Genomic DNA, 24,663 nt, shown 5'->3' with positions numbered 1-24,663 from the left:
AACCTCACTCTTTCCCGGTTTGTACAAAACCACGGATGTATGCTCACAGGTTCACATACAAAATCCGACAACACTTTTTATAAGTGGTCAATTGGTATTGTTTGATGGTACAGGTGCGCCTGTCTACACTGATACGTATGCCATGCCCCCGTTGGGAAACGATATTTTCGATTTGTGCATGATTCCAGGCATCCCCTCAGGTTTTCAAGGGTGGATGGCGCTGATGGATGATTTGACAGCCTATGTAGCGCCTGTAGGGGTTGTGCTCAATGTGCCCGAAACAGGTGACGCCTTCGCTGTTTCCAGCATAGGGGCATATGATGTGTATCAAGGCGCATTTTTGGGGTGGCTTTCAAAAGGTACGGGGGGTGAACCGCTTGACTCCATCTGGACGACATATCGCATTCCGCAAGATATTCTTTACCCGTATTCGTATCAGCGCAGCGGCCTGACGTTTCCGTTGACGCTGACCGTAGATTATTCGGAAATGAATGGAAACCCCGCCGGCTCACAATTCTATGATTTCAGTGGGACTGGGCTGATTGAAGAAGACCTCTCAAATGTCGCCTTTTTGCCCGATGCATGGCAAGGTACGGCCTGGTTCAATCTATTTTCGCCGACAACGACGACAGTGCCGGCGCTCATGAGTACGGTAGTGAATGATGATGGGCAATCGCGTGCCGCCTATAATGGGACGGCGGGCATTGCTGGTGTGCCGGCGCTCGAAATACCCTACTTTGATCAAACGTCTGAGCAGGAATCGTTCCTCTACCTCTACTCGATATTCACAGATACGCTCACGTTTTCGTTATACAATGAAGATGGTTCGTTTTACGGCTCGTTTCAGCGGACCATTTTCCCCAATCAGCAATTGGTTATCCACGCAAAGGATGTTCCGCCGCCGTTTCGCGGGGCGCTGCATATTGTAGGGAGTGGTAGTAATGGCGGGTTGTATGCGATTGTCAACACTACTTTTGTGAACCAACAAGGGGGATTTGTTGACCCGTATGAGCCAAACGATACATGGGAGGACGCCTACCCCTTGTTGCCGAATGCGCTGTACAACGCCTACATCAGTTCTGAAGAAGACATAGACTGGTATCGTCTGGATGTCCAAACCGCCTCATTGATCACGGTGACTCTGAGTAATTTGGCGGAAGATTACGATTTGTTTCTTTTTGGTGATTTGTCTGAGCCAGCGATAAGCGATACACAAGTGTTAGGTGAGTTGGGAGATAATTCGCAGGTTGATGCAGCCGGGCGTATTAGCGCGATAGGACGTATTAGTGCGATAGGCCGAATTAGTGCAATAGGAAGGATAAGCGCGATAGGTCGTATTAGCGCAATAGGAAGGATAAGTGCCATCTCCGCCAATCCAGGTACACTCGATGAGCAAGCATCCACGCTCGCCCTCACCCCTGGCACCTACTACATCCTGATTTTAGGCGATAATGGCGTCTACAACCGCACATCACCCTATGCGCTTGATATCCAGGTCACGCCGCTGAGTCTCCAAATGTGTGCGTGGACGGCACCCAACCCACCCATAACAGCACAGTTCCCGGTCTACACGGGTACACAAGCCACGCCGCCTGAGACGCTCATTGTCAGCAATTTTGAACGTCTGGCTGCCGTGTATGGGTATACCCAAACACTGAACCTATGGACCACTCTCAACCTGTTGGCTGACCAGTCCCAAGTGAAGGGAGTGGTCTATCCGGTTGAAACCGAGCCGGCGGTGGTTGGCGCTTACGAAACATGGAATAGCGACTATTGCAATCCGGCAAGCGCCAACCTGCCTGTTGAGGCAATCTGGCAGACGATTATTGTGCCCTACCTGGAAGCCTACCCATCTATCAAGTCTGTTGTGATTGTGGGGAATGATGAGATTGTGCCATTCCGCCGTATTCTCGACGAAACAACTATCGCCAATGAGCGCACCTACGAAGGAGAAGCGCGCCTTAACCTGAGCGCGTTGCGTGCAGCGTTGGCGGGGGGCTTCATCCTCTCGGACGACATCTATGGCGACCGCGACCCTCTCTATTGGCGCAATCGTGCATTTGCCCTGCCCGATGTCGCCGTGGGGCGCTTGATTGAGACGCCCGGCGAAATAGAGGGCGTTGTGCAAAACTTCATCGCCACGGGTGGGGTCATCACGGTGACGAATGCGACCGTGACAGGCTACGATTTCCTGACCGATAGTGCTGAACATATCAGCAATACGCTGGCTTCGTTGGGGCTTCCAATCACGCCGCTCGTTGGGGAGACATGGAATAATGCCGATTTGCGGAACGTCTGGACGCAGAAGACCCCCCAACCTGACCTGGCTTCGATTAACGCGCACTTTGCACACTTTGAAGCCTACCCGGCGTTGACGACCTCGCCCCCCTTCTTGAATACGGATGTCGTCAACGCGACCTTTGTCAACATACTGGCGTTTTCGATGGGCTGCCATAGCGGCTTCAACGTGGTTGACCGCGATGTACAGCCGAGTGCCGGCGCCACCAGCCCAGATTTCCCGCAGGCGATGGCGCAGCGCCAATCGCTTTGGTTTGCCAATACGGGGTATGGCTACGGCATGGATGACTCTATCGCCTTCTCAGAGCGCTTGATGGCAACTTTTGCAGACGTGCTTACAGATCCTACCGTGACAACGGTTGGTGATGCCTGGCGACTTGCCAAGCAACGCTATGTCGGCACGCTCCCCAGTGGTGGGTTTGGTCTCTATGATGAAAAATCGTTAGCCGAGGCCACGCTTTACGGTTTGCCCATGACGCGCCTTGTCTTCAACACAAAAGCAACGATGGCAGACGTTGAGGCGGCTTCTTCGCCCGTCTCGTTTGCACCAGCAACCAGAGTGCCGCAAAGCACGACGGGCTTGCAGGTGCTCACGGCAACGATTACGCCCACCTTGCAAGCACATGAAGCCTTCAGCGGAACGACCTCGCTGGGCACCTATTTCAGCGCCGATGGCGTGGTGCAAAGCAGCCCCGGGTTGCCGGTTCAACCCTTAATTGCCACACCGCTGGCGCAGGCAGCGGGGGAACCGCATGGCATTGTGCTTATCGAAGCCGAATACACCACGTTCAAAAATTTCGACCCCTATATCACGCGCCCTGTTACTGATGTGACCTTGCCTGAGCCGGCGTTCGATGTGCCGGGGTGGTATCCCGATAAACCGTTCTACGTCAACCGCTTTGGCGACCGCGATTATCTCACATTCGTGGCGGGGCAATACAACGCTGAAACAGACTCCGAGCGGCTGTACACCTACGCTCAAACGCAAATCTTCTATTCGACCAGTGATGACTGGACGCCCCCCGCCATCTGGCAAGTCGAAGCGGTACAGTTCCAGAACACGGTGACTTTTGCGGTGAATGCCTATGATCCCGACAATGAAACGGCACCACTGTATCGTGTGTATGTGACGTATTTGGATACCGACGGCGCCTGGCGCTCGCTGCCACTCAGTTATGATGACGCTTCGAGGTTGTGGGTTGGGACGTTGCCTGTTGATCAATCATCGGTTTCGTTCTTCGTGCAAGCGGTTGACCAAGCGGGCAATGTGACGGCTAGCACGCGCAAGGGGGTGTTCTTGCAGCCAACAACGTATGCCATCTATCTCCCGCTGGTTATCCGCTAAACATTGGCGCTGACTTCGCGCGATACGGGGCGGCCTTGATGGTCGCCCCGTTTGTGCTACAGTTGGGGAGGCTTCTACAAGCGATGAGCGAGGGAGGTGGACGATGCGCATTGCCTTGAGCAGTGACGAACGCACGGAATTGACCGATTTTCTCATTCGCGAATTGCGTGAACGCGGCCATGAGGTGCTCCTCTTCGGCGCCATTGCCGAAAACGACCCCGACGTAGATTGGCCCCTGGCGAGCAGTCGCGCAGCGCGCGCTGTTGTCAATGGTGAAGCGGACGAGGCCATTGTCTGTTGTTGGACGGGGACGGGCGCAAGCATTGCCGCGAATAAGGTGCGCGGTATTCGTGCTGCGCTCTGCCATGATGCCGAAACGGCGCGTGGTGCGCGTATTTGGAATCATGCCAACGTTTTGGCGCTCAGTTTGCGTGCGACGTCAATCCCCATTGCCAAGGAAATTTTGGATGCCTGGTTCGAGACGCCCTTTTCAGAGGATGAGTGGAATCTGCAACAGATGGCGCGTATTCGCGCGCTGGAGGCTGAGTTCAGCAGTGGCGAATAAGAGGCGAGTGAAGAGGCACACAAAACGCGCCGCGGAGCTCTTCCCGCGGCGCGTTTTTGCATGATGGTGTTGGGGGTATCAGACAGCCTGGCTACGCCCCGCTGCAATCGCGGCGTCTATCTCGGCAATGCGCGCATACTCGGCTTCCCAAAAATCCGGTGTCAGCATGCGGTCCAGATATTCCTCATCGTATCCGAAGTGTTTCCAGAGGGCTTTCTTCATCTCGTGTAGGCGCTGCTTTTGGCGCGTTCCGCGCACGTCCAGCACCTCTTGCGTCGTCGCCCCCAGGAAGACGGCTTTTGCCCACAGTTCCAGGTCGTCGGTTGTGATGGGACGCCCCCAACGCGCTTCCAAATCGCGCATGACGCTGGGGTAGCGGTCGAAGCCGTCGGTGGCGATGGTGACCACATTCTCGCCTGGCCCCAGCCCCAACAGTTTGGCGGTTTTGATCGCGCCAATCACATTGCAGACCCCGCTCGGGCCAAAGTGCCCGCGCAGGGCTTCGGCGGCTTCGCGCGGCACACCCAACTGCTCCACGAGTACATCGGTGCCGTCTTGCAGCACTTTGGTGCCGCGGATGGTATCCTCATCGTGGATGAGCATCACGTAGTCGGTGGTGAGCACGTTGTGGATGAGCGTCACCATTTTGTCGCCAATGCCTTCGATGCGGTGCACGCCCTGCCCGCCGTTGAAGAGCGTCGGGCATTCGCGCGGTTCGAGCGCCACCACCACCGCATCGGGGAAGGTGTGCTTGATTTCATCGCCGGCGGCGATCGTGCCGGCGCTGCCCGGTGCGCTGACGAACGCCGCCACGCGCCCATTGCCGTATTGCCGCGCCACTTCCAGCGCCGAATTGCCCGTGACGTAGCGATGAAAGCGGTAGTTGGGCAGCAACTCGAATTGCGCCAGCACTTTGTACTCAGGATTGCGCATGTAGTGCGTGTGTGTGCGTTCCAGCGTGAGGATGACGTCGCTTTCGGTGCCGGGCGTCAGGTCGAGGTCGCCCCCGTAGCGCCGAATGCGCTCATAGCGTTCGTCGCTCATGTCGTCGGGCATGACGACCAGCGCGCGGTAGCCTTTCAGCCGCGCCACATACGCCGTGCCGATGCCGAAGTTGCCCGTGCTCGGTCCCACAATAGTTTTCTGGCCGGGGCGCAACCCTTCAAAGGCCTCGGCTTCGGCCAGCGTGGCATACGCCGGCCCGACTTTGTGGCTGCCGCTGGGAAAGTGGTCGCCCAACATGACGATGATGTTGCAGGCCACGCCCGTCAATTGGGGTGGGAGCACCACGTGGTGCACGCTCAGCCCGTCGGGCTTCCAGGTGATGCGGAAGAGGTTGAGCGGGTCGAACTCATCCTGGACGGCGGCTACACGCTCGCGCAGGTCGCGCGGCAGTTTGAGCGGGTGTAACATTTCGGCGTAGGTTGGGCCGGGGATGATGGACGGTTGGGTGGACATAGGCGCTCCTTGTTTTACATGTCGGCAATCCACAGCAAGCGTTCGCGCACAATTTTGGCCTGAATCTTACCGGGCGTCATCGTTTTTCTTCCCAAAAATGCCTTCTCGTTTGAACGCTTCAATGGCTTCGCGAGACCACGGATAGAGGTCGTTCGCACGCGCCAGCACATAGAGCTGGTATTCGGCTTCGGCGACCGGGTCGGGCGTGTAGAGCAACTCGCCGTGCACAATGTCCACCGCCAGCCAGATGGAGACGTCGGGCGCAACGACGAGGTCCACGCGCGGCACGTCGAACAGGTCTTCCAGTGCCAGCGCCAGTTTGACTTTTTCGTCCAGCGAGAGCCGCCGCCCCATACGCGGCACAACGCCAATATCCAGGTCGGACGGTGTGTCGCGGGAAAGGCGCGCCTGTTCGCCGCGCACCACCGCAGCGGCTTCTTTGGCGCGGCTGCCGAACGCGTAGATGGCGATAAGGTCGTAGCGGGCCGCTAGCGCTGCGAGTTGGTCGTCATAGTGAGATTGGTTTGTGCCCGAAGGTGGCTCGCCTTTCGGTGAGTGCATACGTTTCGCGTGTTAGTCTTTCTCTTGAACATGCAACCACGCCATCAGCGCGTCCACCGTCGGTGGCAGGCGCACCGCTTTGCCCTCGCCTTCAACCGCACGCATGGCGGCGGGGATGTCTTTCAGCCCGTTGCCGGTGATGACAACCACCACGCGCTCATCGCGCCCCACCTGCCCGTCAGCCAGAGCGCGGCGCACCCCTGCAACCGCCGCGGCCGCCGCCGGCTCGGCGAAAACACCCGTCAGGCGGGCGAGGTCGCGCATGGCGGCCAAAATCTCCTCATCGGAGACGACGACAAACGCGCCGTCCGTCTGGCGCACAGCGCGCAGGGCTTTCAGGCGGTCGCGCGGGACGCCCACGCTGATGCTGTCGGCAATCGTGTGGGGCACAATCGGGCGAATCTCGTTCACGCCGCGCCGCCACGCCTCGTAGAGCACGGCGCTACCTTCCGCCTGCACACCCATCAGGCGGGGCATGCGCTCAATCCAGCCGAGCGCGTGCAAATCGGCAAAGCCTTTGTGCAGCCCCCCGATGATACAGCCATCGCCAACCGCCACGAACACACGGTCGGGCGCTTCCCAGCCCATCTGCTCGGCGATTTCGTAGGCGGCGGTTTTCTTGCCTTCGGTCATGTAAGGGTTGTAGGCGGTGTTGCGGCAGTACCACCCCTGCTGGTTGGCGGCTGCAATGCAGAGGTCGAACGCCTGGTCGTAGGTGCCTTCAACGAGCACAACCGTCGCGCCGTAGATGAGCAGTTGCGCAATTTTGGCTTGCGGGGCGCTGGCCGGCACAAAAATCACGCTTTCCAGCCCAACCCCGGCGGCCATGCCCGCCAAGGCGGCGGCGGCGTTCCCGCTGCTGGCGGTGGTGATGGTGCGCGCGTTGGCTTCCTGGGCTTTGACAACCGCCAGCGCGCTGGCGCGGTCTTTGAACGAGGCGGTGGGATTGCGCCCATCGTCCTTCACCCAAAGGTTGGGGAGGCCGAGCAGGGCGCCCAGGCGTGGGGCGTGGTAGAGCGGCGTCCATCCCACGTCAAGCGGGGGGATGAAACGCGGCTCGGCAATGGGAAGCAGTGGCAGATAGCGCCACATGTCGCGGCGGTGGTTTGCCGTCAGAGCGTCGCGGTCGGTGTGGGCGGCGATGGCGGCGTAGTCGTACACCACATCGAGGATGCCTTCGGTGCCGTGGTGCGGGCAGACATAGCGCACCTCGCCGGGGGCGTATTCCGCGCCGCAGATGAGGCAGCGCAGGGCGGTGATGGCGTCGTAAGCGGTCGGCGCTGGTAGGGGCTTATGCGTCATGCGCGTTCTCCTCGTCGAGAGCGGTCAATGTTGAAAAGCAGCGTCCCGGTCATAGGTTCACCCCCTCGTGTTCGATACGCTCGCGCAACGAGGGACGCGCGTCTTCAATGAGCATGACATCAAAAGCAAAGGTGAAGGGGGACGCGTTGAGGCGGCTCCATGCGCGGAGCAGATCACGCCAGCCCATGCCCCACACCGCCAGGTCAATGTCGGAGCGCTCATCGAAGAAGCGGCCACCCTCACGTACCAGCGAGCCGAAGAGCACGACTCGTTGCGCGCCAAATTCTTCTTTGAGCAGGCGCGCCGCCTTCCGCGCCTCAGCCCACGCCTGCTCGCGCCGTGCCGCCAGCGCGCGGGCGCGCGCTTCGCGCCGCTTGCGGTGCGTTTCGCGGTAGCGCGCCAGTTGTTCGGGAGAGATGTGGTGGCTCATGGTGTTTCGCCGAAGTGTATCTGCACCCGTTCTACCACACGGGCCAAATCGGCCAGTTCACGTTGCAGGCGTGCCGCCAAGGCTACGTAGGTCACAATGCCACCCCTTCGGCTTCAATCACTTCAAGCAGACTGGCGGAAGCGTGAGCCCCGTCCACCAAATCGAAAGGCTGGCTTGTCGCCCGCTCAACCGCCGCCCAAGCGTCAAAAAAGTGCTCCGGCGCAAGACCCCACACCGCTAGGTCAATGTCGGAGCGTTCATCGAAGAAGCGGCCACCCTCACGTACCAGCGAGCCGAAGAGCACGACTCGTTGCGCGCCAAATTCTTCTTTGAGCAGGCGCGCCGCCTTCCGCGCCTCAGCCCACGCCTGCTCGCGCCGCGCCGCCAGCGCGCGGGCGCGCGCTTCGCGCCGCTTGCGGTACGTTTCGCGGTAGCGCGCCAGTTGTTCGGGTGTGAGCGGGTGCGTCATAAGCGCCCCTTGGCTGAGCAATCAAATCGGGCGTCAGGGTGCGATGGTGATGGTGCCTACTGTGAGGCTACCCGCGCCGTCGGGCGTTGTCAAGGGCGCGATGTCGCGCAGACGGTAGAAGCCCACCACCACGGTGTATGTGCCGGGCGGCAGTGTCGCCACACGAATGGCATGCGTGTCGGTCAGCACGTCGCCCACTTGCCACGTTTCGGCCGACCGCCAGCCGTTTTGCGCCGCGCCGTCATGTTGGGCGACTTTTTCACCCTGTTCGTTGAACAGGTGCACAAAGGTTTGCACAGGTTCGCCTGGAGATGCTAGCACGCGCCATGTCAGACGCGCGCCGATGATGCCGAGGTCGGGAGAGGGGGTGAAGGCGACGGTTTGCAGGTGCAAGGTCGGTTGGCCGTCCAACGCCAGGGGCGTGTTGATGTCGGTTGCGTGCCAGGTGGCGCTGTCGAAGTAGAAGGTGGCGCGCACGTCCTCGAAGGTGATTTCATCAACAAACGCTTTGCGCGTGGATGCCACTTTGTCGAGCGCATTGGCCGCCCGTGAGGGACCATCGCTCACAATCCAGAGGGCGCGCGGCTCTTCCACTTGATCGAACACGCGCGTGGCTTCCAGCGCGGGCAGGTCGCTCCCGGCGACATTGGCGCCCAGAATGGGCGCACGCCCGCGGTAGTGGTTCAAAAAGAGTTCGGTGCCGGGTGGGCCATCTTGCCAGATGCGCAGGCGCGCGGACGGCATGCGTTCGATAGTTGCCGCCACCGCGGCGTAATGCGGCGATTGGGCTTCGTGGGCTTGCCAGAGCAGCCCCCATGTGGCGGCGATGACCAGCCCGATGAGTGCGACGGTTTGCCGTCGGGGGCGTTCCAGGCTGGCGACGGCTGTGGCGAACGCCAGCAGGCTGACCACACTTGCCGCGAGCAAGGTGGGCGGGTGGATGGTCGTCGTCGGCACCCAGGCAACGTCGAGCGGGGCGTGCAGCCCCAGGCGCACCATGTTGGGGATTTGGGCGTACTGCGCTTCAAAAAACGTTGGCAGCGCGTACGGTTCAAAGCCCAGATTGGCGAGCCATGCTTCGTGGATGTCGAAATCCCACAGCATGCCACCGCATTCACGCCGATACCCAGCAAGACAAACAGCCCCAACAACCGGGGGCGGCGCGCGGCGATGGGGGTGGACAGCCACGCCAGCAAGGGCACAGTGGGCACGAGAAAACGCGGACCCCACGCCGAGCCGCCGCTCCACATGTACCATTTGCCGTAGAGCAGGACATACGCCGCGAACACGCCAAGCGCCACACCTGTTCCCTCAGGCGCGCGCCGCCATGCCGCACGCACACCCAGCGGCAGAAGCACCAGCCACGGCACATACCAGAGCAACCCGCGCCCCGGCGAAATGAGTTGCCCACTGATGCCAATCAGCCAGTTGGCGCTGAACGTTTCAAAATCAAGGTAGCCACTCTCAAAGGGGTTGCCGAAGCGCGCCCAGTTGTAGCCCAGCACAAGCCCCAGCGCCACCATCAGCGGCCATGCCGCACTCAACCAGACGCCCCACGGCAGCGCGCGCCAGCGGCGCACGATGTCGCGAGGGGGAAGGTCGCGCGGCCAGGTGATGAAGAGCGCCGTCAGGGCAAAAAAGGGCGCAACAATGGCGTGGGCGGAGCGCGTCACAATGCCCAGACCGACCCATGCGCCAATGCCGAACGCAGCGCGGCGACTCTGTGGGTGGTCGCGCAGCGCCAGCAGGCGCTCAAAAGCGCCAATGGTTGCCAGCGCAACCAGCGGTTCGCTGAAAAACGTTTTCGTGTAGGGCCAGGCGACGCTCCCAAGCGCCCATGCCACAGTGGCAAGCCAGGCGGCGGCGCGTGGTGTATGGGGGAAGGCGCGCCGCGCCGCCAGGTAGAGCAAGGCTGCGCTGAGCGCCGTCAGCAGGGGAGCGAGAAGCAGGGATGTTTGCACAGGCCCAAGACCGGGCAGGACGAAGCCCAGCACGGTCAGCGGAAAGCCCGCCATGCTGGTGCCCAGCCCCTTGCGCGAATAGAGCCAGCCGCCGCGGCCATAAGTGCCTTGCTGGATGTCCATCCAGTGCAGTTGTTCGATGTCGTAGCGCCCATAGCGCACCAGGCTGTCGTTGACGGCGTACATGGCAAAGCCATCGCTCGAATGCAGGCGACCGCTCCACAAGAACATGGTGGCCGCCAGCACAAGGAACGCAAGATGGAGCGCGATACGGCCGTCGGTTGTGGCACGGTTCTTCATGCGACACTGCTCCTTGTTGTTTCCCGGCAGAGCCGCCAGGCGTGCCATGCAAGCCACGCCAGCCCCGCCGTGCGGATGATGACGATGAGCGCCAGCACGAGCGGATACGCCGACCACAGAGGAAAATAGAGCCATTCCAGCGTGTTGACCACCGAAAGCAGCAGCGCCAGCCCAACAGCGTGCCAGGCGGGCGTCAGCCGTTGGTGTGGTGAAGGCGCCAGGGGCATGACGAGCAACACCCAGGGCAACACCCACGTGAGAAATTGCGGGCTCCAGCCGGGGCTTGCCAGCAAGAACATGGAAAGCGTCAGCGCATGAAAGCCAATTTGCACACGCGGCTGTTTCCAGTCGAGGGGGCGCGTCCAGAGCCAGAACCCAAAAAGCGCGGTGATGAACAGGATGAGCACGCCGGGCACCCGTTCGGGGTGAATGGCTTGGGGCGGGGCGGGGATAAACCGTTCGGGGCTGACGACGCCGTAGCCAAAGTAGCCCGACAGCAACGCCCAGATGGTCTCCCACGATGAGCGCCCGGTAAGTGAGCGAAAGGTTGCCAGGAACATGTCCGCGTTCAGCCAGAGCCAGGGCAGGCTCAACGCGGCGAGGCTGGCGGCAAGGGCGAGCACCAGGCGCACATTGGCGCGGCTTACCCAGCCCCGCCAGCCCTGTTCAGGCTGGCGAAAGCGTTGCACAGCGACCACGATGGGCAAAATGGGCGAGACTTTGACCAAAAACCCCACGCCCAACGCAAAACCAGCCCACGCCGGGCGCTCAGCCAGAATCAGCCAGACGGCGAGGAGCAGCATGAAAACCGCCATGCTGTCGAACCAGCCCGCCCATGTGTAAAGCGGAATGAAGAGCAGGGCGTACACGCTTGCCACCCAAAGCGCAAAGCCGCGCCCGTGCAATGCGCGCGCCAGGGTGTGCAAAAGCGCCAGAATGCCGATGTCGAAAGGCAGAAGCGCCAGCCCTAACAGCCAGTGGTGCCAAAGGCGGGCGTCCAGCGCGGGGGGCAGCCAGAGACTGAGCCGATAGACAAGCACATTCAGCCAGGGAAACGGCGGCGGGTATTCCATCCAGTAGTGGATGAAGGGGTAAAACCCTTCGTTGGAATACTGCGCCATTTGGCGATACCACCCGTAATCGGAGAAGTCGTACACAAAGCCGCCGGGGCGCAGCAAGAGGAGCGTCCCCAGCCGAAAAAGCACCACCAGCACCAGGAGCGTCCAGGGTGGTCGTTGCAGACGAATGCGGCTTTGCACCTGCGTGCTCATGCCTTCCCCAAGACGTTGCGTTGATACCATTCGACAAAACGCGCCAAGCCTTCTTCCACGGGCACGGTTGGGTTGTAATCGAGCAGGCGGCGCGCTTTGGAGATGTCGGCGTAGGTGTGCAGGGCTTCGGTGGGGGGCACGGGAACGTCCTGGATGATGGCTTGCCGCCCCAACAGTTCTTCCAGACGGGCGACAAAGCGCAGGTTTTCGATCGGGTGCCCCGCGCCGAGGTTGATGATTTCGTAGCCCAGCGGGCGGTCGAGGGCGGCGATGACGCCCTGCACGATGTCGTCAATGTAGGTCCAATCGCGGCTGAGGCGGCCGCCGTTGTAGAGGGTGAGCGGTTCGCCCCGCAAAATTTGTTCCGTCCAGCGCCAGGGCATCATGTCGGGGCGACCATGTGGACCGTACACGCTGAAAAAGCGCAGCCCGGTCAGGTTCATGCCCCAGAGGTTGTGATAACTGTACGCATAGAGTTCGCAGGCGCGTTTGCTGGCGGGATAGGGTGCCAGCGGATGGTCGGCGGCGTCGTCTTCCTGGAAGGGAATGCGCGCCGTGTTGCCGTACACCGAGGAAGTTGAGGCATAGACCACGTTGGGGGTTTGGTGTTCGCGGGCGGCTTCAAAGATGTTGATGGTGCCCACCAGATTGACCTCGGTGTAGAGATGGGGGCGGGTGCGTGAATAGCGCACGCCGGCCATTGCGCCCAGGTGTGCGACGGCGTCAAAGTGGTGGCGGGCGAACAGGTCATGAACCAGGGCGGCGTTGCGGAAGTCGCCTTCGATGAGTGTGAAGCGCGTGTGCGGCGTCAGGTCGGCGACGTTGCGCCGTTTGTGTTCGACGGGGTAATACGGGTTGAAATTGTCCAGCCCGACAACGGTATCGCCGCGTTCCAGCAGGGCGCGGCTGAGCCGACTCCCGATAAATCCCGCGGCGCCGGTCACCAAAATGCGCATGAGCCATCAGCCTCCTTGCATTGCCTTGTGATGGGCAAGACTATACCGCAGATGAAGGTGGAAGCAAGAGCCCTGACGTTTTTCAAAACAGAACGGGGCGAGTCGCGCTCGCCCCGCTGCCGTTGGGTGGCGTGGTTAGCCGTGCACAATGTGCGTGCCTGTTTCACCGTTCAGCGCGCGCACAATGTTGGGCGGATTAGTGATGATGGCGTGTTTGCCGCCGGCTTCCATGTATTCGATGACGGCTTCGATTTTGGGGAGCATCGAGCCGGGGGCGAAATGCCCTTCGGCCATGTAGCGGCGCAATTCGGAGACCGTCACGCGGTCGAGGTCGCGCTGTTGAGGGGTGTTGAAGTGCAGCGCCACCTTTTCCACGCCGGTCGAAATCAGGAAGAGGTCGGCTTTGATGGAGCGCGCCAGCAGGCTTGACGCGCGGTCTTTGTCAATCACGGCGGGCACGCCGCGCAGTTCCCCCTTCTCGTTGCGCACGACGGGAATACCGCCGCCGCCCACCGCAATCACAATCCACCCTTCTTCGGCGGCGGCGCGGATGGCGTTTTCTTCAAGAATGGCTTTGGGTTGCGGCGAAGCAACCACGCGCCGCCAGCCGCGCCCGGCGTCTTCGACCACCGGCCAGCCTTCGGCGGCAAAGCGTTCGGCTTCTTCTTTGGTGAGGAAACCCCCGATGGGCTTGGTGGGGTTCTGGAAGGCGGGGTCGTCGCGGTCTACCAGCACCTGGGTGACGATGGTGAAGGCGCGCCGATAGAGCCCGCGCCGCGCAAATTCGTTGTCGAGCGCCTGTTGGAGCATGTAGCCGATAGAGCCTTGCGTATCGGCAACGATGAGGTCGAGCGGGGTGGTGTGGACTTCGTGGGCGGCGAGTTCATTACGGCGCAAAATAAACCCAACTTGCGGACCGTTTCCGTGCGTGACGATGACGGTCCACCCCTGGGCAATCATTTCGGCGATGTGGGTGGCGGTTTCGCGCACCGCCTCCCACTGGTAGCGAACAGCGGTGTGCTCTTTGTCCTTGATGAGCGAGTTTCCGCCAATCGCGACGACGGCAACGGGTTTTTGACGATCGTTCATAGGCTTTGCAACCTCCTTGTTGCATCAAAATGCAGGTTGTTTTTTGGGATTATGCCATGGTGAGCGCCATAGCGGCTTTTTGCACGTGCAAGCGGTTTTCGGCTTCATCGTACACCACGCTTTGCGGACCATCAATAACGCCGTCGGTCACTTCAATGTTGCGGTCCGCGGGCAGGCAGTGCATGTAAATGGCGTCGGGTTTGGCGAGCGCCATGCGGCGTTCATCGGCAATCCAGTCGGTGTACTTTTGCCCAATGCGGGCGCTTTCTTCGGGGTCTTCGGTGGTGAGCCAGCATCCCCACGATTTGGGATAGACCACGTCGGCGTCTTTGAAGCCGGCATCGAAATCGTCCATGAGTTCCAGCGAACCGCCATGCTTGCGGGCGTTTTCGGCGGCTTGTTCCACAATGTCGGGCATGAGTTTGTATTCGGGGGGATGGACGAGGCGCACGTTCATGCCAAAGCGGGTCATCAACAGGATGAGCGACTGCGGCACGCTAAGCGGCTTCTGATAACTGGACGCATACGCCCACGAGACGGTGATGGTTTTGCCGCGCGGGTCGCCTTTCTTTTCGATGATGGTCATCAGGTCGGCGAGGATTTGGAAGGGGTGGTAGATGTCGCATTGCATGTTGAGCACCGGCACGCGGCTGGCGTCGGCCACCTCGCGGATGTAGCGGTTGCCGACGCCCCAATCGCACTGGCGGATAGCAATGCCGTCGAAGTAGCGCCCCAGGATTTCGCCGATTTCCTTGGCGGTGTCGCCGTGCGAGATTTGCGTGGTGCGCGATTCGATGAAAGCGGCGTGCCCGCCCAACTGTGCCATGCCGGCTTCAAAACTGGCGCGGGTGCGGGTGCTGGTGAAGAAAAAGAGCATCGCCAGCACTTTATCGCGCAAGTAGGCGTGCGGTTGCCCAAGCGCGCGTTTGCGCTTCAGGTCAAAGGCGACGTCGAGCAGGGTTTCAATCTCTTCTTTGCGCCATTCTTGCGTGGTGATGAGGTCACGACCGCGTAAGTACGTTTGCATAGGGTCCTCCGTTTTGCGTTTCAGGTGTGGGCATTTTCGCAACCAGACTGCTGGGCGGGCGCATCTGCGCACCAAATGGAGCGCCATTCTATCACCGAGGGCGTTGCTTGGGCAAAGCGCACTGGCTGAACAGCGGGACTTGTCTCCGCGGCGAGCCTGTTTATAGTCTGGCGCCGTGAAGTCCGCATGAAGGAGGGCGTTCTATGCGACGTGTCTTCACAATGGCGTGGTGGGTGTGTGCTGTGCTGGTGGTGGGGGCGTGCCGTCCGCTCGCAACGGCGACGCCGACGCCTGCGCCGACACCGACGTCGTCCGCGGCGGCTACCGCTTCGGGATGTCCTGCGCCCGCCGAGTGGACGTTGACCAACACCACCGGCGTGGAAGCCGTGATGATGTATCGCCTATCGCCGCCGTGCGCATACGACGCCATTTTTCTGGCAACCGCCACCGATATGCTCTACCACACCGGTTTGAGCGCGCCGGAAATTTACGCCATCACGGGGCTGTGGTCTTCGTCGGTGGTCACCTACGATGAGATTTTGGCTGGGCGCTACCCGCCGTATGAAGAATGGCCGGCATTTGTGCCTGTGGAAGCCCCGGATGGGCGCGCACGCCCCAAGCCCGTCGCTTACAATCGCGGTTTTATCGCTGGGCATCTTCCCTTGCGTTCATGGTCGCCCATTACCGTCTCGGTTGCGCCGCACGCCTGCTACCAGCCGGATGAAGGGCTGACGCCGCCCCTGCGGGAAGAGCGCGTTGCGGTGGTCTGCACGACCGCTGTTTTGCGGCAAGCCGCGGATGGGCAACCCTTCATCAAACAGTACAACGAGCACCTGGGCGTGGATGTGTACGCCGAGGCGGAAAGCATGTACTACGAGCATTGGTTCATCACCGAGCAGGGGCGCGCTTTTGCTGTGGCGCGCGAATTGCCCGAAACCGCGCCCACGCATGCGCAGTGGGTGCGCATGTTGCAAGAAGACGGCGAAACGCACGGCACGGGGGTCTGGGTGTTTCAGGTTGTGAACGACGGCGCACCGCCCCCGCCGACGTTTGCGAACAGTGTGGATGGGTTCGCGCGTTTGGAGACGCTCACGGGGCAGACGCTCACCTTCCCCGACGTGCCCGATGGGTGGGAAGAGGCCACGCAGTCGGTGGATGACGTGTGGGAGGTTGTGCTGGCGCCGGTCTGGGAGGCACTGGGGGCGCAGTGAAGCCGAGCGGGGCGACGCGGGAGACGCGCCGCCCCGTTTGTGTTGGATGTGTTGGCAAACCACCCCCTGCTTGCTCTTCTGCTTGCCTGCGGTATAACAACATCACCCATACTTTGAGAGCGAGGAGCATTGTTGTTGTGAAACCTGAACATCGAAAAGCCAAGACCATAGCGATTGATGGACCGGCTGCGGCTGGAAAAAGCAGTGTTGGGCTGGCGTTGGCGCAGCACTTGGGATACCTTTTCTTCGATACGGGTGTCATGTACCGTGCGATCACCTTGTTGGCGTTGGAGCAGGGGGTTCCCTTGGATGATGAAGAGGCGTTAGGCGTGCTGGCGGAAACAACGATCATTGACGTTCAACCACCCGCCGGGCACGATGACGGGCGCTACTACACCGTCCTCGTCGGCGCGCGCGACATCACCTGGGCGCTCCGCACGCCTCAGGTGGATGCCAGTGTCTCGTATGTGGCGGCGCACCCCCGCGTGCGCTTGGCGCTCACCGCCCAACAGCGCCGCATTGGGCAACGTGGGCGGGTCGTCATGGTAGGGCGTGATATTGGCACCGTGGTCATGCCCGATGCGGATATCAAGTTCTATCTCGACGCTTCACCCGAAGAACGCGCCCGCCGCCGCTACGATGAATTGGTGGCGCGTGGGCAAGAAGCCGATTACGACGCCATTCTGGCGGATTTGCGCGAACGCGACCGGTTGGACAGCACGCGCGCCGTGGCGCCGCTGCGCCGCGCGCCCGACGCCATCTATGTGGACACCACCGGGCTTTCGCGCGATGAGGTGGTCGAACGTTTGCTCGACCTGCTGGGAGCACGCGAGGAGGTTTCATCCTCATGAGGCGTTTTTTGCGTCTGCGGCGTTGGCTTGCCAAGTGGGCGGTTGGCCTGGTGGCGCGGTTGTTTGTCAAGGTGGAAATTCGCGGTCGGCGCGACATTCCCCCCGGTCCTTTGTTGATTGCATGCAACCACATCGGCGACGCCGACCCGCCGGCACTGCTCCACGCCATGCCCGAACCTATCGAGTACGTGGCTGCGGCGGACCTGTGGGAGCGTCCCTTGCTCCCGCCTTTGCTCTCGTTCTATGCGCCTATTCGTGTGCGCCGCGACGGCGGATTGACGCTTGACACCATCCGCCAGGTGCTGGAAGCGTTGGAACGGGGCGAGCGCGTCGCCATTTTCCCCGAAGGCGGTATCAGCGACGACGCCCAACTGCGCGAAGCCCGCGAAGGGGTGGGCTATCTGGCGCTCAAAGCGGGCGTGCCCATTTTGCCCGTCGCCATGTGGGGCACCGAGCGTCTTTTCGACGATTGGCGGCATGGTCGCCGCGGGCATATCGTCATCCACATTGGCGAACCGTTCCGCTTGCCCCCCCTCGACCCCGCTCGTCGGCGTGAACAACGCGCCGAAGCCACACAGCGCATCATGTGCGAAATTGCGCGCCTGTTGCCCCCCGCCTATCGCGGGGTGTATGCCAATTGTGTCTCCGAAGGTGAATGAACATGTCCAAAAACGCATGGAAACTTCTGGCGCTTGCAGTCGTCTTTCTGGCGGTGACCAACATCGCGCTGGCGGTGTTGGTTTTGCAAAATCGCGCCGAACCCTCTGCGGCGGTAGCGCCAACGCCCACCGTGCCCGCCTTGCCCAACAACCGACAGCCGGCGCGCGTGGTGCGGGTCATTGACGGCGATACCATCGAAATCGAGAACGGCGAGCATGTCCGCTACCTGGGCATTGACACGCCTGAATCGGACGTCAACCCCAACCTGAGCAGTGCGGAATTTTACGGACCCGAAGCGACCGAGTTCAACCGCCAGTTGGTGGAAGGCAAAATCGTCTATCTTGAACCCGACCAAACCGACCGTGACCATTTTGGGCGCTTGCTACGCTGGATTTTCCTCGAAGACGGCACGCTTGTGGAAGCCGAAATGGTGCGCCTGGGCTACGCTTTTGTGAACATTGTCCCGCCGGATGACCGCTACGCCGACCTGCTGCGCGACCTCGAATTTGTGGCGCGCGAAAAGCGGCGCGGCGTCTGGTCGGAATTCAAGCCGATTGCAGGGGGCAGCGGCGCGGTTGCCCCAACACCGGCGACCGAGGAAGCCGCCGCTGCGCCCGCTCCCGCCAACGCCGAGGCGTGCGACCCCTCGCTCGTGCCCGGCGCCATTGGTCCCGAAGAGGCGCGGAACGTGATTGACCAAACCGCAACGATTGTCTTTCGCGTCGTCTCCACGCACAACAGCGGCAAGGCGGTCTTCTTGAATTCGCACGACCCCTACCAAGGGCACTTCTACGTGGTCATTTTCCCAGACCGCTGGCAAGATTTTCCCGACCCCCCCGAAACCTACCTGCTCAACCGGTGCATTGCCATTCAGGGGCGGGTTCAACTCTACAAAGGGACGCCGCAAATTGTCTTGCGCGACGTTGTGCAACTGGCGTTGCTTGATGGTGAATAAATCGAAACGTGGACACACAAAGGGAGCGACCTATGCCATACACCGACCTTGACCGATTGGCAATCAACACCATTCGTTTTCTCTCAGCCGACGCCGTCCAGAAAGCCAACAGCGGACACCCCGGCTTGCCCATGGGGGCTGCGCCGATGGCGTATGTGCTCTGGACGCGCTTCTTGAAACACAACCCCCGCAATCCCAAATGGCCCAACCGCGACCGCTTTATTCTGTCCGCCGGGCACGGTTCCATGCTGCTCTACTCATTGCTGCATCTCACAGGCTACGACGTCAGCATGGAAGACATTCAGAACTTCCGCCAGTGGGGGAGTATCACCCCCGGCCACCCCGAATATGGTTTGACGCCCGGCGTGGAAACAACCACCGGCCCGCTGGGGCAAGGATTTGCCAATGGCGTGGGCATGGCAATGGCGGAGCGCCACCTGGCGGCTGTCTTCAACCGCCCTGGCTATGACATCATGGACCACTTCACCTACGCGATTGTCTCCGACGGCGATTTGATGGAAGGCATCAGCAGTGAAGCCGCCTCGCTTGCCGGGCATTTGGGGCTGGGGCGCCTGATTTATCTCTATGACAACAACCACATCACCATTGACGGCGATACATCGCTGGCGTTCACCGAAGACGTTGCCATGCGCTTCCAGGCGTATGGCTGGCAAGTGTTGGAGGTTGAGGATGGCGACCATGATTTGGACGCCATCGAACAAGCCATTGCCGAAGCCCGCGCCGACCTGAGCCGCCCATCGCTGATTATGGTGCGCACGACCATCGGCTACGGCGCGCCCAACAAGCAGGGCACAGCAGGCGTGCACGGTTCGCCTTTGGGTGAAGAAGAACTGCGCCTGGCAAAACGCAACCTTGGCTGGCCTGAGGATAAATGGTTCTACGTGCCGGATGAGGTGTATGCACACATGCGGCAAGCCGTCGAGCGGGGCGAAGCGTGGGAACACGAATGGCAGGCGCTCTTCGAGCGGTACGCCGCCGAGTATCCCGCCGAAGCCGAAGCCTGGCGGCACTATTGGTCGTATGCCTTGCCCGAAGGCTGGGACGCTGATATGCCCACTTTTGCCGCGGGTGAAAAACTCGCCACACGCAAAGCCAGCGGCAAAGTGCTCGACGCCATCATGCCCAAGTTGGGCTACCTCATCGGTGGCTCCGCCGACTTGACGCCTTCCAACAACACCAAATTCAAGGGGGCGCACATCTTCGCACGCGACGCCTACGATGGGCGCTACGTGCACTGGGGCATTCGCGAGCATGCCATGGGCGCGGCGATGAACGGCATGGCGTTGCATGGCGGCGTGCGCCCCTACGGCGGCACCTTCCTGGTGTTTAGCGACTATATGCGCCCGGCTGTGCGCCTGGCGGCGTTGTCGCATCTGCCGGTGATTTTCGTCTATACGCATGACAGCGTTTGGCTGGGGGAAGACGGCCCGACCCACCAGCCCATCGAGCATTTGGCGTCGTTGCGTGCCATGCCGAACCTGGTTGTCATTCGCCCCGCCGACGCCAACGAAACCGTGGAAGCGTGGCGGGTGGCGCTGGCGGAAACGTCGCGCCCGGTGGCGTTGGCGCTCTCTCGCCAGAGCATCACCACGCTTGACCGCACACGCTACGCCGACGCCGCCAACCTGCGCTATGGCGCGTATGTGCTCGCTGAAAACGCCGCCACCCCCGACCTGATTCTCATCGCGACCGGTTCTGAGGTGGAATTGGCGGCTGCCGCTTACGAGCAGTTGGCGGCTGAAGGGGTGCGCGTGCGCCTGGTCAGCATGCCGTCGTGGGAACTCTTCGCCGAGCAATCGCCGGAATACCGCGAGAGCGTGTTGCCCAGCGCGGTGAAAGCCCGCCTGGCGATTGAAGCCGGCGCTTCGTTGGGCTGGGAGCGCTGGGTGGGGCTGGACGGCGATATCATCGCCATTGACCGGTTTGGCGCATCCGCCCCGTACAAGGTACTGCAAGAGCAATTTGGCTTCACGGTGGAAAACGTGGTGGCGCGTGCCAAAGCCTTGCTCGAACGGGTGGCGGGCTGAGCCTGTCGGTGACCGCAGACGATGAGGATGACAAAGAGGCCCTTGCGGCCTCTTTGTCGCTTTGCGCAAGCGAGTTTATAACAGAGAAGACACAGAGGCGCATAATCCAAAACAACGCGAGGCAGAACCATGACCACGATACACACACTCGACCTGAATTTTCAGGGCTTTCCCGGCACTATTGCTGCGTATCTGATTCCACATGCGCGGGGGGCGGTGCTCATTGAAACCGGTCCGGGCACAACCACCGCCGCGCTTGAAGCCGGTGTACGGGCGCATGGCTTCACCATGGAGGACATCACCGACGTCTTGTTGACGCACATTCACCTGGACCACGCCGGCGCGGTTGGATGGGTGGCACGGCATGGGGCGCGCGTGCATGTTCACCCGCGCGGTGCGCCGCACCTCATCAATCCCGAAAAGTTGCTGGCAAGCGCAGGGCGCATCTACGGCGACGACATGGACCGCTTGTGGGGGGAATTTTTGCCGGTGCCGGCTGAGCAGGTGCACGAACTGGCTGACAATATGACGCTGCACATCGAAGAGTTGACGATTGAGGTGCTGGAAACCGTGGGGCATGCCAACCACCACGTGAGCTACCGGTTGGGCGATGTGCTCTTCACGGGAGACGTGGGGGGAATGCGGTTCGGCAACCGTTTTGTCAGCTTGCCCATGCCGCCGCCGGAGTTTCACATTGAGCGATGGCGCGCCAGCCTTGACCGTTTGCAACAGCTCGACGTGGCACGTATTGCGCCGACGCATTTTGGCATCTACGACGATGTCGCGTTTCATCTGGCGGCGGCGCGTGAAGCATTGGACGCCGCCGAGGCGTGGCTGGTGGAGACCATGCGCGACAATCCCGATCGCGAGACGCTGCGCAAGCGGTTTACCGACTGGATTCGGGCGCAAGCCGAGGCGCAGGGGTTAGATGAAGCGTGGTGGCACATGTACGAGGTCGTCTCGCCCCCCTGGATGTCTGCGGATGGCATGTACCGCTACTGGCACAAATACCGCGCGCAATAACGCATAGCGTCGGAGTTGTCAACGCGACGCAATCAGGCAGTGAACAATGCGCGTCCACCGCCGCGCACTTCGCGAGGTGGTGGGCGCGTTTCTGCATGCCCCTTTTGTTGGCAATGCGTACCCGCAGGCTTTCCTCTCAGGGCTTCACATCTCCGTGCGTGCACTTTTGCTTGTTCAGCGTTCTTGGTTGAGGTCAGCGCGTTTTGTGGGTTTTGGGTTCGATTGTACCCCTAATACTCAGGGGGAGATGAGAAAAATCCTCGGAAAAGGGGATTGTAAAAGATAACTTTTTTGGATAAAGTGTTTGGCGTCAATCTGCGCAGATTGATGGTTGTCTTATCAGGAAGTGAACTGAAAAAGAAAGGAGACAAATATGCGCAAGGCCAAACTGCTATCTGTTTTCATATGTGTTCTGCTTTCTCTGCTTGGTTCAGGAAACAACTGGGTAATGGTGCAGGGGACATCTCCCATTGTTGGAGAAAAAAGCACTCCCATCTATCGTAATGACGTTCTAGGGGTCTCGCTACGGGCGCTCCCCTCAGGAACACGTGTTGTTGAAGATCAGTATCTTGCCGACGATTTTGGCTTTACGCTTGTGGATTCAGATGGGCGTATGGTATTGCGGGTGGCGTGGCGTCACCGCGATGCACCAAACCAGATAGAATTGCGTGTTCTAAAATTGATTCGAGAGTTCCCGGGCTGGCAGTTTGGTGTTGAACAAGTGTTGGTGGATGGTTACCGGGGCGTTATGGTTGATAGTGTACCCGGTATGGATCCCAGCGCCTATGTGTATGTGGCCGCTGATGGAAGGCTTTATGAAATTATTTGCCCCCAGCAGGAAGAAAAAGAAAAGCTTTGGGGATGTGCAAGACTTTTATACCAACTTTCTTTTGAAGAACCTTCTCGTTCGTTGGAGGATCTTCAATTGACCTTGGCGGAAGATGCACTCTATGACAAACCGCCGCTTTTGGAATTTCCTCAACCAAAAGGACCAGGCGGGAGAATCTTCTTTCTTTGGCAGAAGGCGAAGGCTCTTCTGGGTATTTTGCACCCCTAAAGGGCGTCAATTTTTCATCCGCTTGTTTCTTCCAGGTTTGTGATTCACCCTCTACACAGTGTGCGTTCCGCTGCATTTCGGCTTATACTGTCCCCTTGGGAGCGCCATGTTTTTCTCACCTGTTCGCTTCATGGTGCTCCTTTGTTCCCAAAAGAACCAACTTTGAAGAAGCATCAAGGAGTCGAACATGGCACTCGTACCCGGCAGTGACGCCGCACGGGCGTTGTTCCCCATTACTCAGCATGCTGCGTACCTTGACCATGCCGCTGTCTCGCCGTTGAACGTCCGCACTGCGCAAGCCGTGCAAGATTGGATTGATGCGCGTATGCAACATGGACACCCACCGGCGTTCGCAAACCCCGACTTGTTGCCTTCGTTTCGCCAACGTGTGGCGGCTTTTTTTCACGCCCACCCCGATGAAATTGCCTTCACGCGCAACACGTCGGAAGGGTTGTTGCTGGTGGCGCGTGGTTTGCCTTGGCGCGAGGGCGACAACCTGGTGACCGCCGAGACGGAGTTTACCGCCAATGTGTACCCGTGGCGCAATCTGGAAGCGGCGGGCGTGGAAATTCGGCGTGTCCCCGCGCGTGATGGGCGTATTGACCCGCGCGAGATTGTCGCGGCGATGGACGAGCGCACGCGCTTACTCGCGCTCAGTTATGTGGAGTTTTTTACGGGGTATCGCAACCCAATCGCCGAGTTGGCGGAAGAGGCGCATCGTCGCGATGTGTTGGTCTGTGTGGATGTGATTCAGGCAGCGGGTGTGTTGCCGATTGATGTGCAAGCCATGGGGATTGACTTCATGGCGGCTGGGGGACCGAAGTGGTTGATGGGACCGTTGGGCGCGGGCATTTTCTACGTGCGGCGTGAGTTGCTCGACCTGCTCGACCCGCGCGCTTATGGCTGGCTGGGAACGGTCAACCCCATGAACTTCTTTGACTACGATATGCCGCTCAGCCCCACCGCAAGCCGCTACGAGCATGGGACGCTGGCGTGGCCCAGCTTGGTCGGCTTGATGGAGAGCATTGCCTTGCTGAGCGAGGTGGGAGTGGCACAGATTGCCGAATATGTGCTGGCGTTGACGGGGCGGCTCATCGAAGCCTTGCTGGAACGTGGTATGCAGGTCGTCACGCCGCACGCCCGTGATGAGGAGCGCGCGGGGATTGTGACCTTCCAGCATCCGCGCGTCCCCGCCGAGCAGGTGTGGGAGCGCCTGAAAGCCGCGGATGTGCATGTCTCCGTGCGTGGTCCCGGGATTCGCGTCTCGCCGCATTTCTACAACACGTGGGCGGATATCGAGCGCTTGCTGGCGGTGCTGGATGAGATAGGCGTTTGACCCCTAGGCAACAACGTCAAACGGGACGCCGCGCGGCGTCCCGTTTTTGTGTGGGCTCGCAACCCTCTGGTTTGTCTATTGATCCAGGGCGTCGAGTGCTTTTTGCAGGCGTTCGCGGGCTTCCTGCGCAATGGGCATCAGGTCGGGCGAATTGGCAATGCCCAGCATAGCGATGGGGTCGGCGATTTCAACCACGCTTCCCGTCCCGCTCTCGTCTTCGTACACAACGACATTGCACGGGAGCATCAAGCCAATGTGAATGTCGGTCGAAAGCGCACGGTGCGCCAGCGGTGGATTGCACGCCCCCAAAATCACATAGCGCCGAAAATCAACGTCGAGTTTTTTCTTCAAGGTGGCTTTCACGTCAATTTCGGTGAGAATGCCGAAGCCTTGCTCTTTGAGCGCTTCGGTGACACGTTCGACGGCCGTTTCAAAGGGGACATTCAGGCTTTTGGTCATGCCGTAGGTGACTTGTGTGCTCATGTTGGCA

The 24,663-nt window shown here is 60.5% G+C and carries 22 protein-coding genes; 10 read left to right on the top strand and 12 right to left on the bottom strand.

Annotated elements, in window-relative coordinates; genetic code table 11:
• The first annotated feature begins 223 nt into the window (after nt 1–223).
• A complete protein-coding gene (locus SE16_RS11395) occupies nt 224–3,643 on the top strand; it encodes a hypothetical protein (RefSeq protein ID WP_152918108.1) in 3,420 nt (1,139 codons plus the stop codon).
• 103 nt (nt 3,644–3,746) lie between these two features.
• The gene (locus SE16_RS11390; RefSeq protein WP_054493048.1) at nt 3,747–4,208 is read left to right on the top strand and encodes an RpiB/LacA/LacB family sugar-phosphate isomerase; all 462 of its coding nucleotides are present in this window, start codon (nt 3,747–3,749) and stop codon (nt 4,206–4,208) included.
• 78 nt (nt 4,209–4,286) lie between these two features.
• Here SE16_RS11390 and SE16_RS11385 read toward each other — a convergent pair whose 3' ends face one another.
• The 11 genes from SE16_RS11385 to SE16_RS11335 all read right to left on the bottom strand — a co-directional run bounded on the left by SE16_RS11385 (nt 4,287) and on the right by SE16_RS11335 (nt 15,032).
• Entirely contained in the window at nt 4,287–5,666 is a 1,380-nt protein-coding gene (locus SE16_RS11385; RefSeq protein WP_054493047.1) for a PLP-dependent cysteine synthase family protein, read from the bottom strand.
• Nucleotides 5,667–5,732: 66 nt separating this feature from the next.
• A complete protein-coding gene (locus tag SE16_RS11380) occupies nt 5,733–6,227 on the bottom strand; it encodes a nucleotidyltransferase domain-containing protein (RefSeq protein ID WP_054493046.1) in 495 nt (164 codons plus the stop codon).
• Between the two features lie 12 nt (nt 6,228–6,239).
• Nucleotides 6,240–7,529, bottom strand: a complete 1,290-nt coding sequence (locus tag SE16_RS11375; RefSeq protein ID WP_054493045.1) for a threonine synthase — start codon at nt 7,527–7,529, stop codon at nt 6,240–6,242.
• 49 nt (nt 7,530–7,578) lie between these two features.
• Nucleotides 7,579–7,959, bottom strand: coding sequence for a nucleotidyltransferase family protein (locus SE16_RS11370; RefSeq protein WP_054493044.1), 381 nt, complete (start codon nt 7,957–7,959; stop codon nt 7,579–7,581).
• 91 nt (nt 7,960–8,050) lie between these two features.
• Nucleotides 8,051–8,428 carry a nucleotidyltransferase family protein gene (locus SE16_RS11365; RefSeq protein ID WP_054493043.1) on the bottom strand — a complete coding sequence of 126 codons (378 nt, stop codon included), beginning with the start codon at nt 8,426–8,428 and terminating at the stop codon, nt 8,051–8,053.
• Nucleotides 8,429–8,461: 33 nt separating this feature from the next.
• On the bottom strand, nt 8,462–9,172 hold the full coding sequence (locus SE16_RS11360; protein WP_054493042.1) for a hypothetical protein: 711 nt from the start codon (nt 9,170–9,172) through the stop codon (nt 8,462–8,464).
• Nucleotides 9,112–10,689, bottom strand: a complete 1,578-nt coding sequence (locus SE16_RS11355; RefSeq protein WP_054493041.1) for a hypothetical protein — start codon at nt 10,687–10,689, stop codon at nt 9,112–9,114. The genes SE16_RS11360 and SE16_RS11355 overlap by 61 nt, the downstream gene beginning before the upstream one ends.
• Complete coding sequence (locus SE16_RS11350) at nt 10,686–11,960, bottom strand: glycosyltransferase 87 family protein (RefSeq protein ID WP_060687617.1); 1,275 nt, start codon at nt 11,958–11,960, stop codon at nt 10,686–10,688. The genes SE16_RS11355 and SE16_RS11350 overlap by 4 nt, the downstream gene beginning before the upstream one ends.
• Complete coding sequence (locus SE16_RS11345; protein WP_054491708.1) at nt 11,957–12,916, bottom strand: NAD-dependent epimerase/dehydratase family protein; 960 nt, start codon at nt 12,914–12,916, stop codon at nt 11,957–11,959. The genes SE16_RS11350 and SE16_RS11345 overlap by 4 nt, the downstream gene beginning before the upstream one ends.
• A 135-nt stretch (nt 12,917–13,051) precedes the next feature.
• A complete protein-coding gene (gene arcC / locus SE16_RS11340; RefSeq protein WP_054491707.1) occupies nt 13,052–14,005 on the bottom strand; it encodes a carbamate kinase in 954 nt (317 codons plus the stop codon).
• Between the two features lie 49 nt (nt 14,006–14,054).
• Entirely contained in the window at nt 14,055–15,032 is a 978-nt protein-coding gene (locus tag SE16_RS11335; protein ID WP_054491706.1) for an ornithine carbamoyltransferase, read from the bottom strand.
• A gap of 203 nt (nt 15,033–15,235) precedes the next feature.
• Here SE16_RS11335 and SE16_RS11330 point away from each other — a divergent pair, with 203 nt between their 5' ends.
• The 8 genes from SE16_RS11330 to SE16_RS11295 all read left to right on the top strand — a co-directional run bounded on the left by SE16_RS11330 (nt 15,236) and on the right by SE16_RS11295 (nt 24,173).
• Entirely contained in the window at nt 15,236–16,243 is a 1,008-nt protein-coding gene (locus SE16_RS11330; RefSeq protein WP_054491705.1) for a hypothetical protein, read from the top strand.
• 137 nt (nt 16,244–16,380) lie between these two features.
• Nucleotides 16,381–17,094: a (d)CMP kinase gene (gene cmk / locus SE16_RS11325; RefSeq protein ID WP_054491704.1), complete on the top strand. Its 714-nt coding sequence runs from the start codon at nt 16,381–16,383 to the stop codon at nt 17,092–17,094.
• Complete coding sequence (locus tag SE16_RS11320; RefSeq protein WP_060687615.1) at nt 17,091–17,753, top strand: lysophospholipid acyltransferase family protein; 663 nt, start codon at nt 17,091–17,093, stop codon at nt 17,751–17,753. Before cmk ends, SE16_RS11320 begins: the two co-directional genes overlap by 4 nt.
• A 2-nt stretch (nt 17,754–17,755) precedes the next feature.
• Complete coding sequence (locus tag SE16_RS11315; protein WP_054491538.1) at nt 17,756–18,709, top strand: thermonuclease family protein; 954 nt, start codon at nt 17,756–17,758, stop codon at nt 18,707–18,709.
• Between the two features lie 32 nt (nt 18,710–18,741).
• Nucleotides 18,742–20,757 carry a transketolase gene (gene tkt / locus SE16_RS11310; protein WP_054491539.1) on the top strand — a complete coding sequence of 672 codons (2,016 nt, stop codon included), beginning with the start codon at nt 18,742–18,744 and terminating at the stop codon, nt 20,755–20,757.
• 129 nt (nt 20,758–20,886) lie between these two features.
• A complete protein-coding gene (locus tag SE16_RS11305; RefSeq protein WP_054491540.1) occupies nt 20,887–21,780 on the top strand; it encodes an MBL fold metallo-hydrolase in 894 nt (297 codons plus the stop codon).
• A gap of 373 nt (nt 21,781–22,153) precedes the next feature.
• Nucleotides 22,154–22,837, top strand: a complete 684-nt coding sequence (locus SE16_RS11300; RefSeq protein ID WP_054491541.1) for a hypothetical protein — start codon at nt 22,154–22,156, stop codon at nt 22,835–22,837.
• Between the two features lie 187 nt (nt 22,838–23,024).
• Nucleotides 23,025–24,173 (top strand): aminotransferase class V-fold PLP-dependent enzyme, encoded by a 1,149-nt coding sequence (locus tag SE16_RS11295; protein WP_054491542.1) that lies wholly within the window; start codon nt 23,025–23,027, stop codon nt 24,171–24,173.
• A gap of 75 nt (nt 24,174–24,248) precedes the next feature.
• Here the strand turns inward: SE16_RS11295 and SE16_RS11290 are convergent, their stop codons facing one another.
• The gene (locus SE16_RS11290; protein ID WP_082373697.1) at nt 24,249–24,656 is read right to left on the bottom strand and encodes a DUF302 domain-containing protein; all 408 of its coding nucleotides are present in this window, start codon (nt 24,654–24,656) and stop codon (nt 24,249–24,251) included.
• Nucleotides 24,657–24,663: the final 7 nt, after the last annotated feature.

Origin of the sequence: Ardenticatena maritima, from assembly GCF_001306175.1 — a bacterium.
GTDB lineage: Bacteria > Chloroflexota > Anaerolineae > Ardenticatenales > Ardenticatenaceae > Ardenticatena > Ardenticatena maritima.
This window is presented reverse-complemented; position numbering and strand designations above follow the sequence as displayed.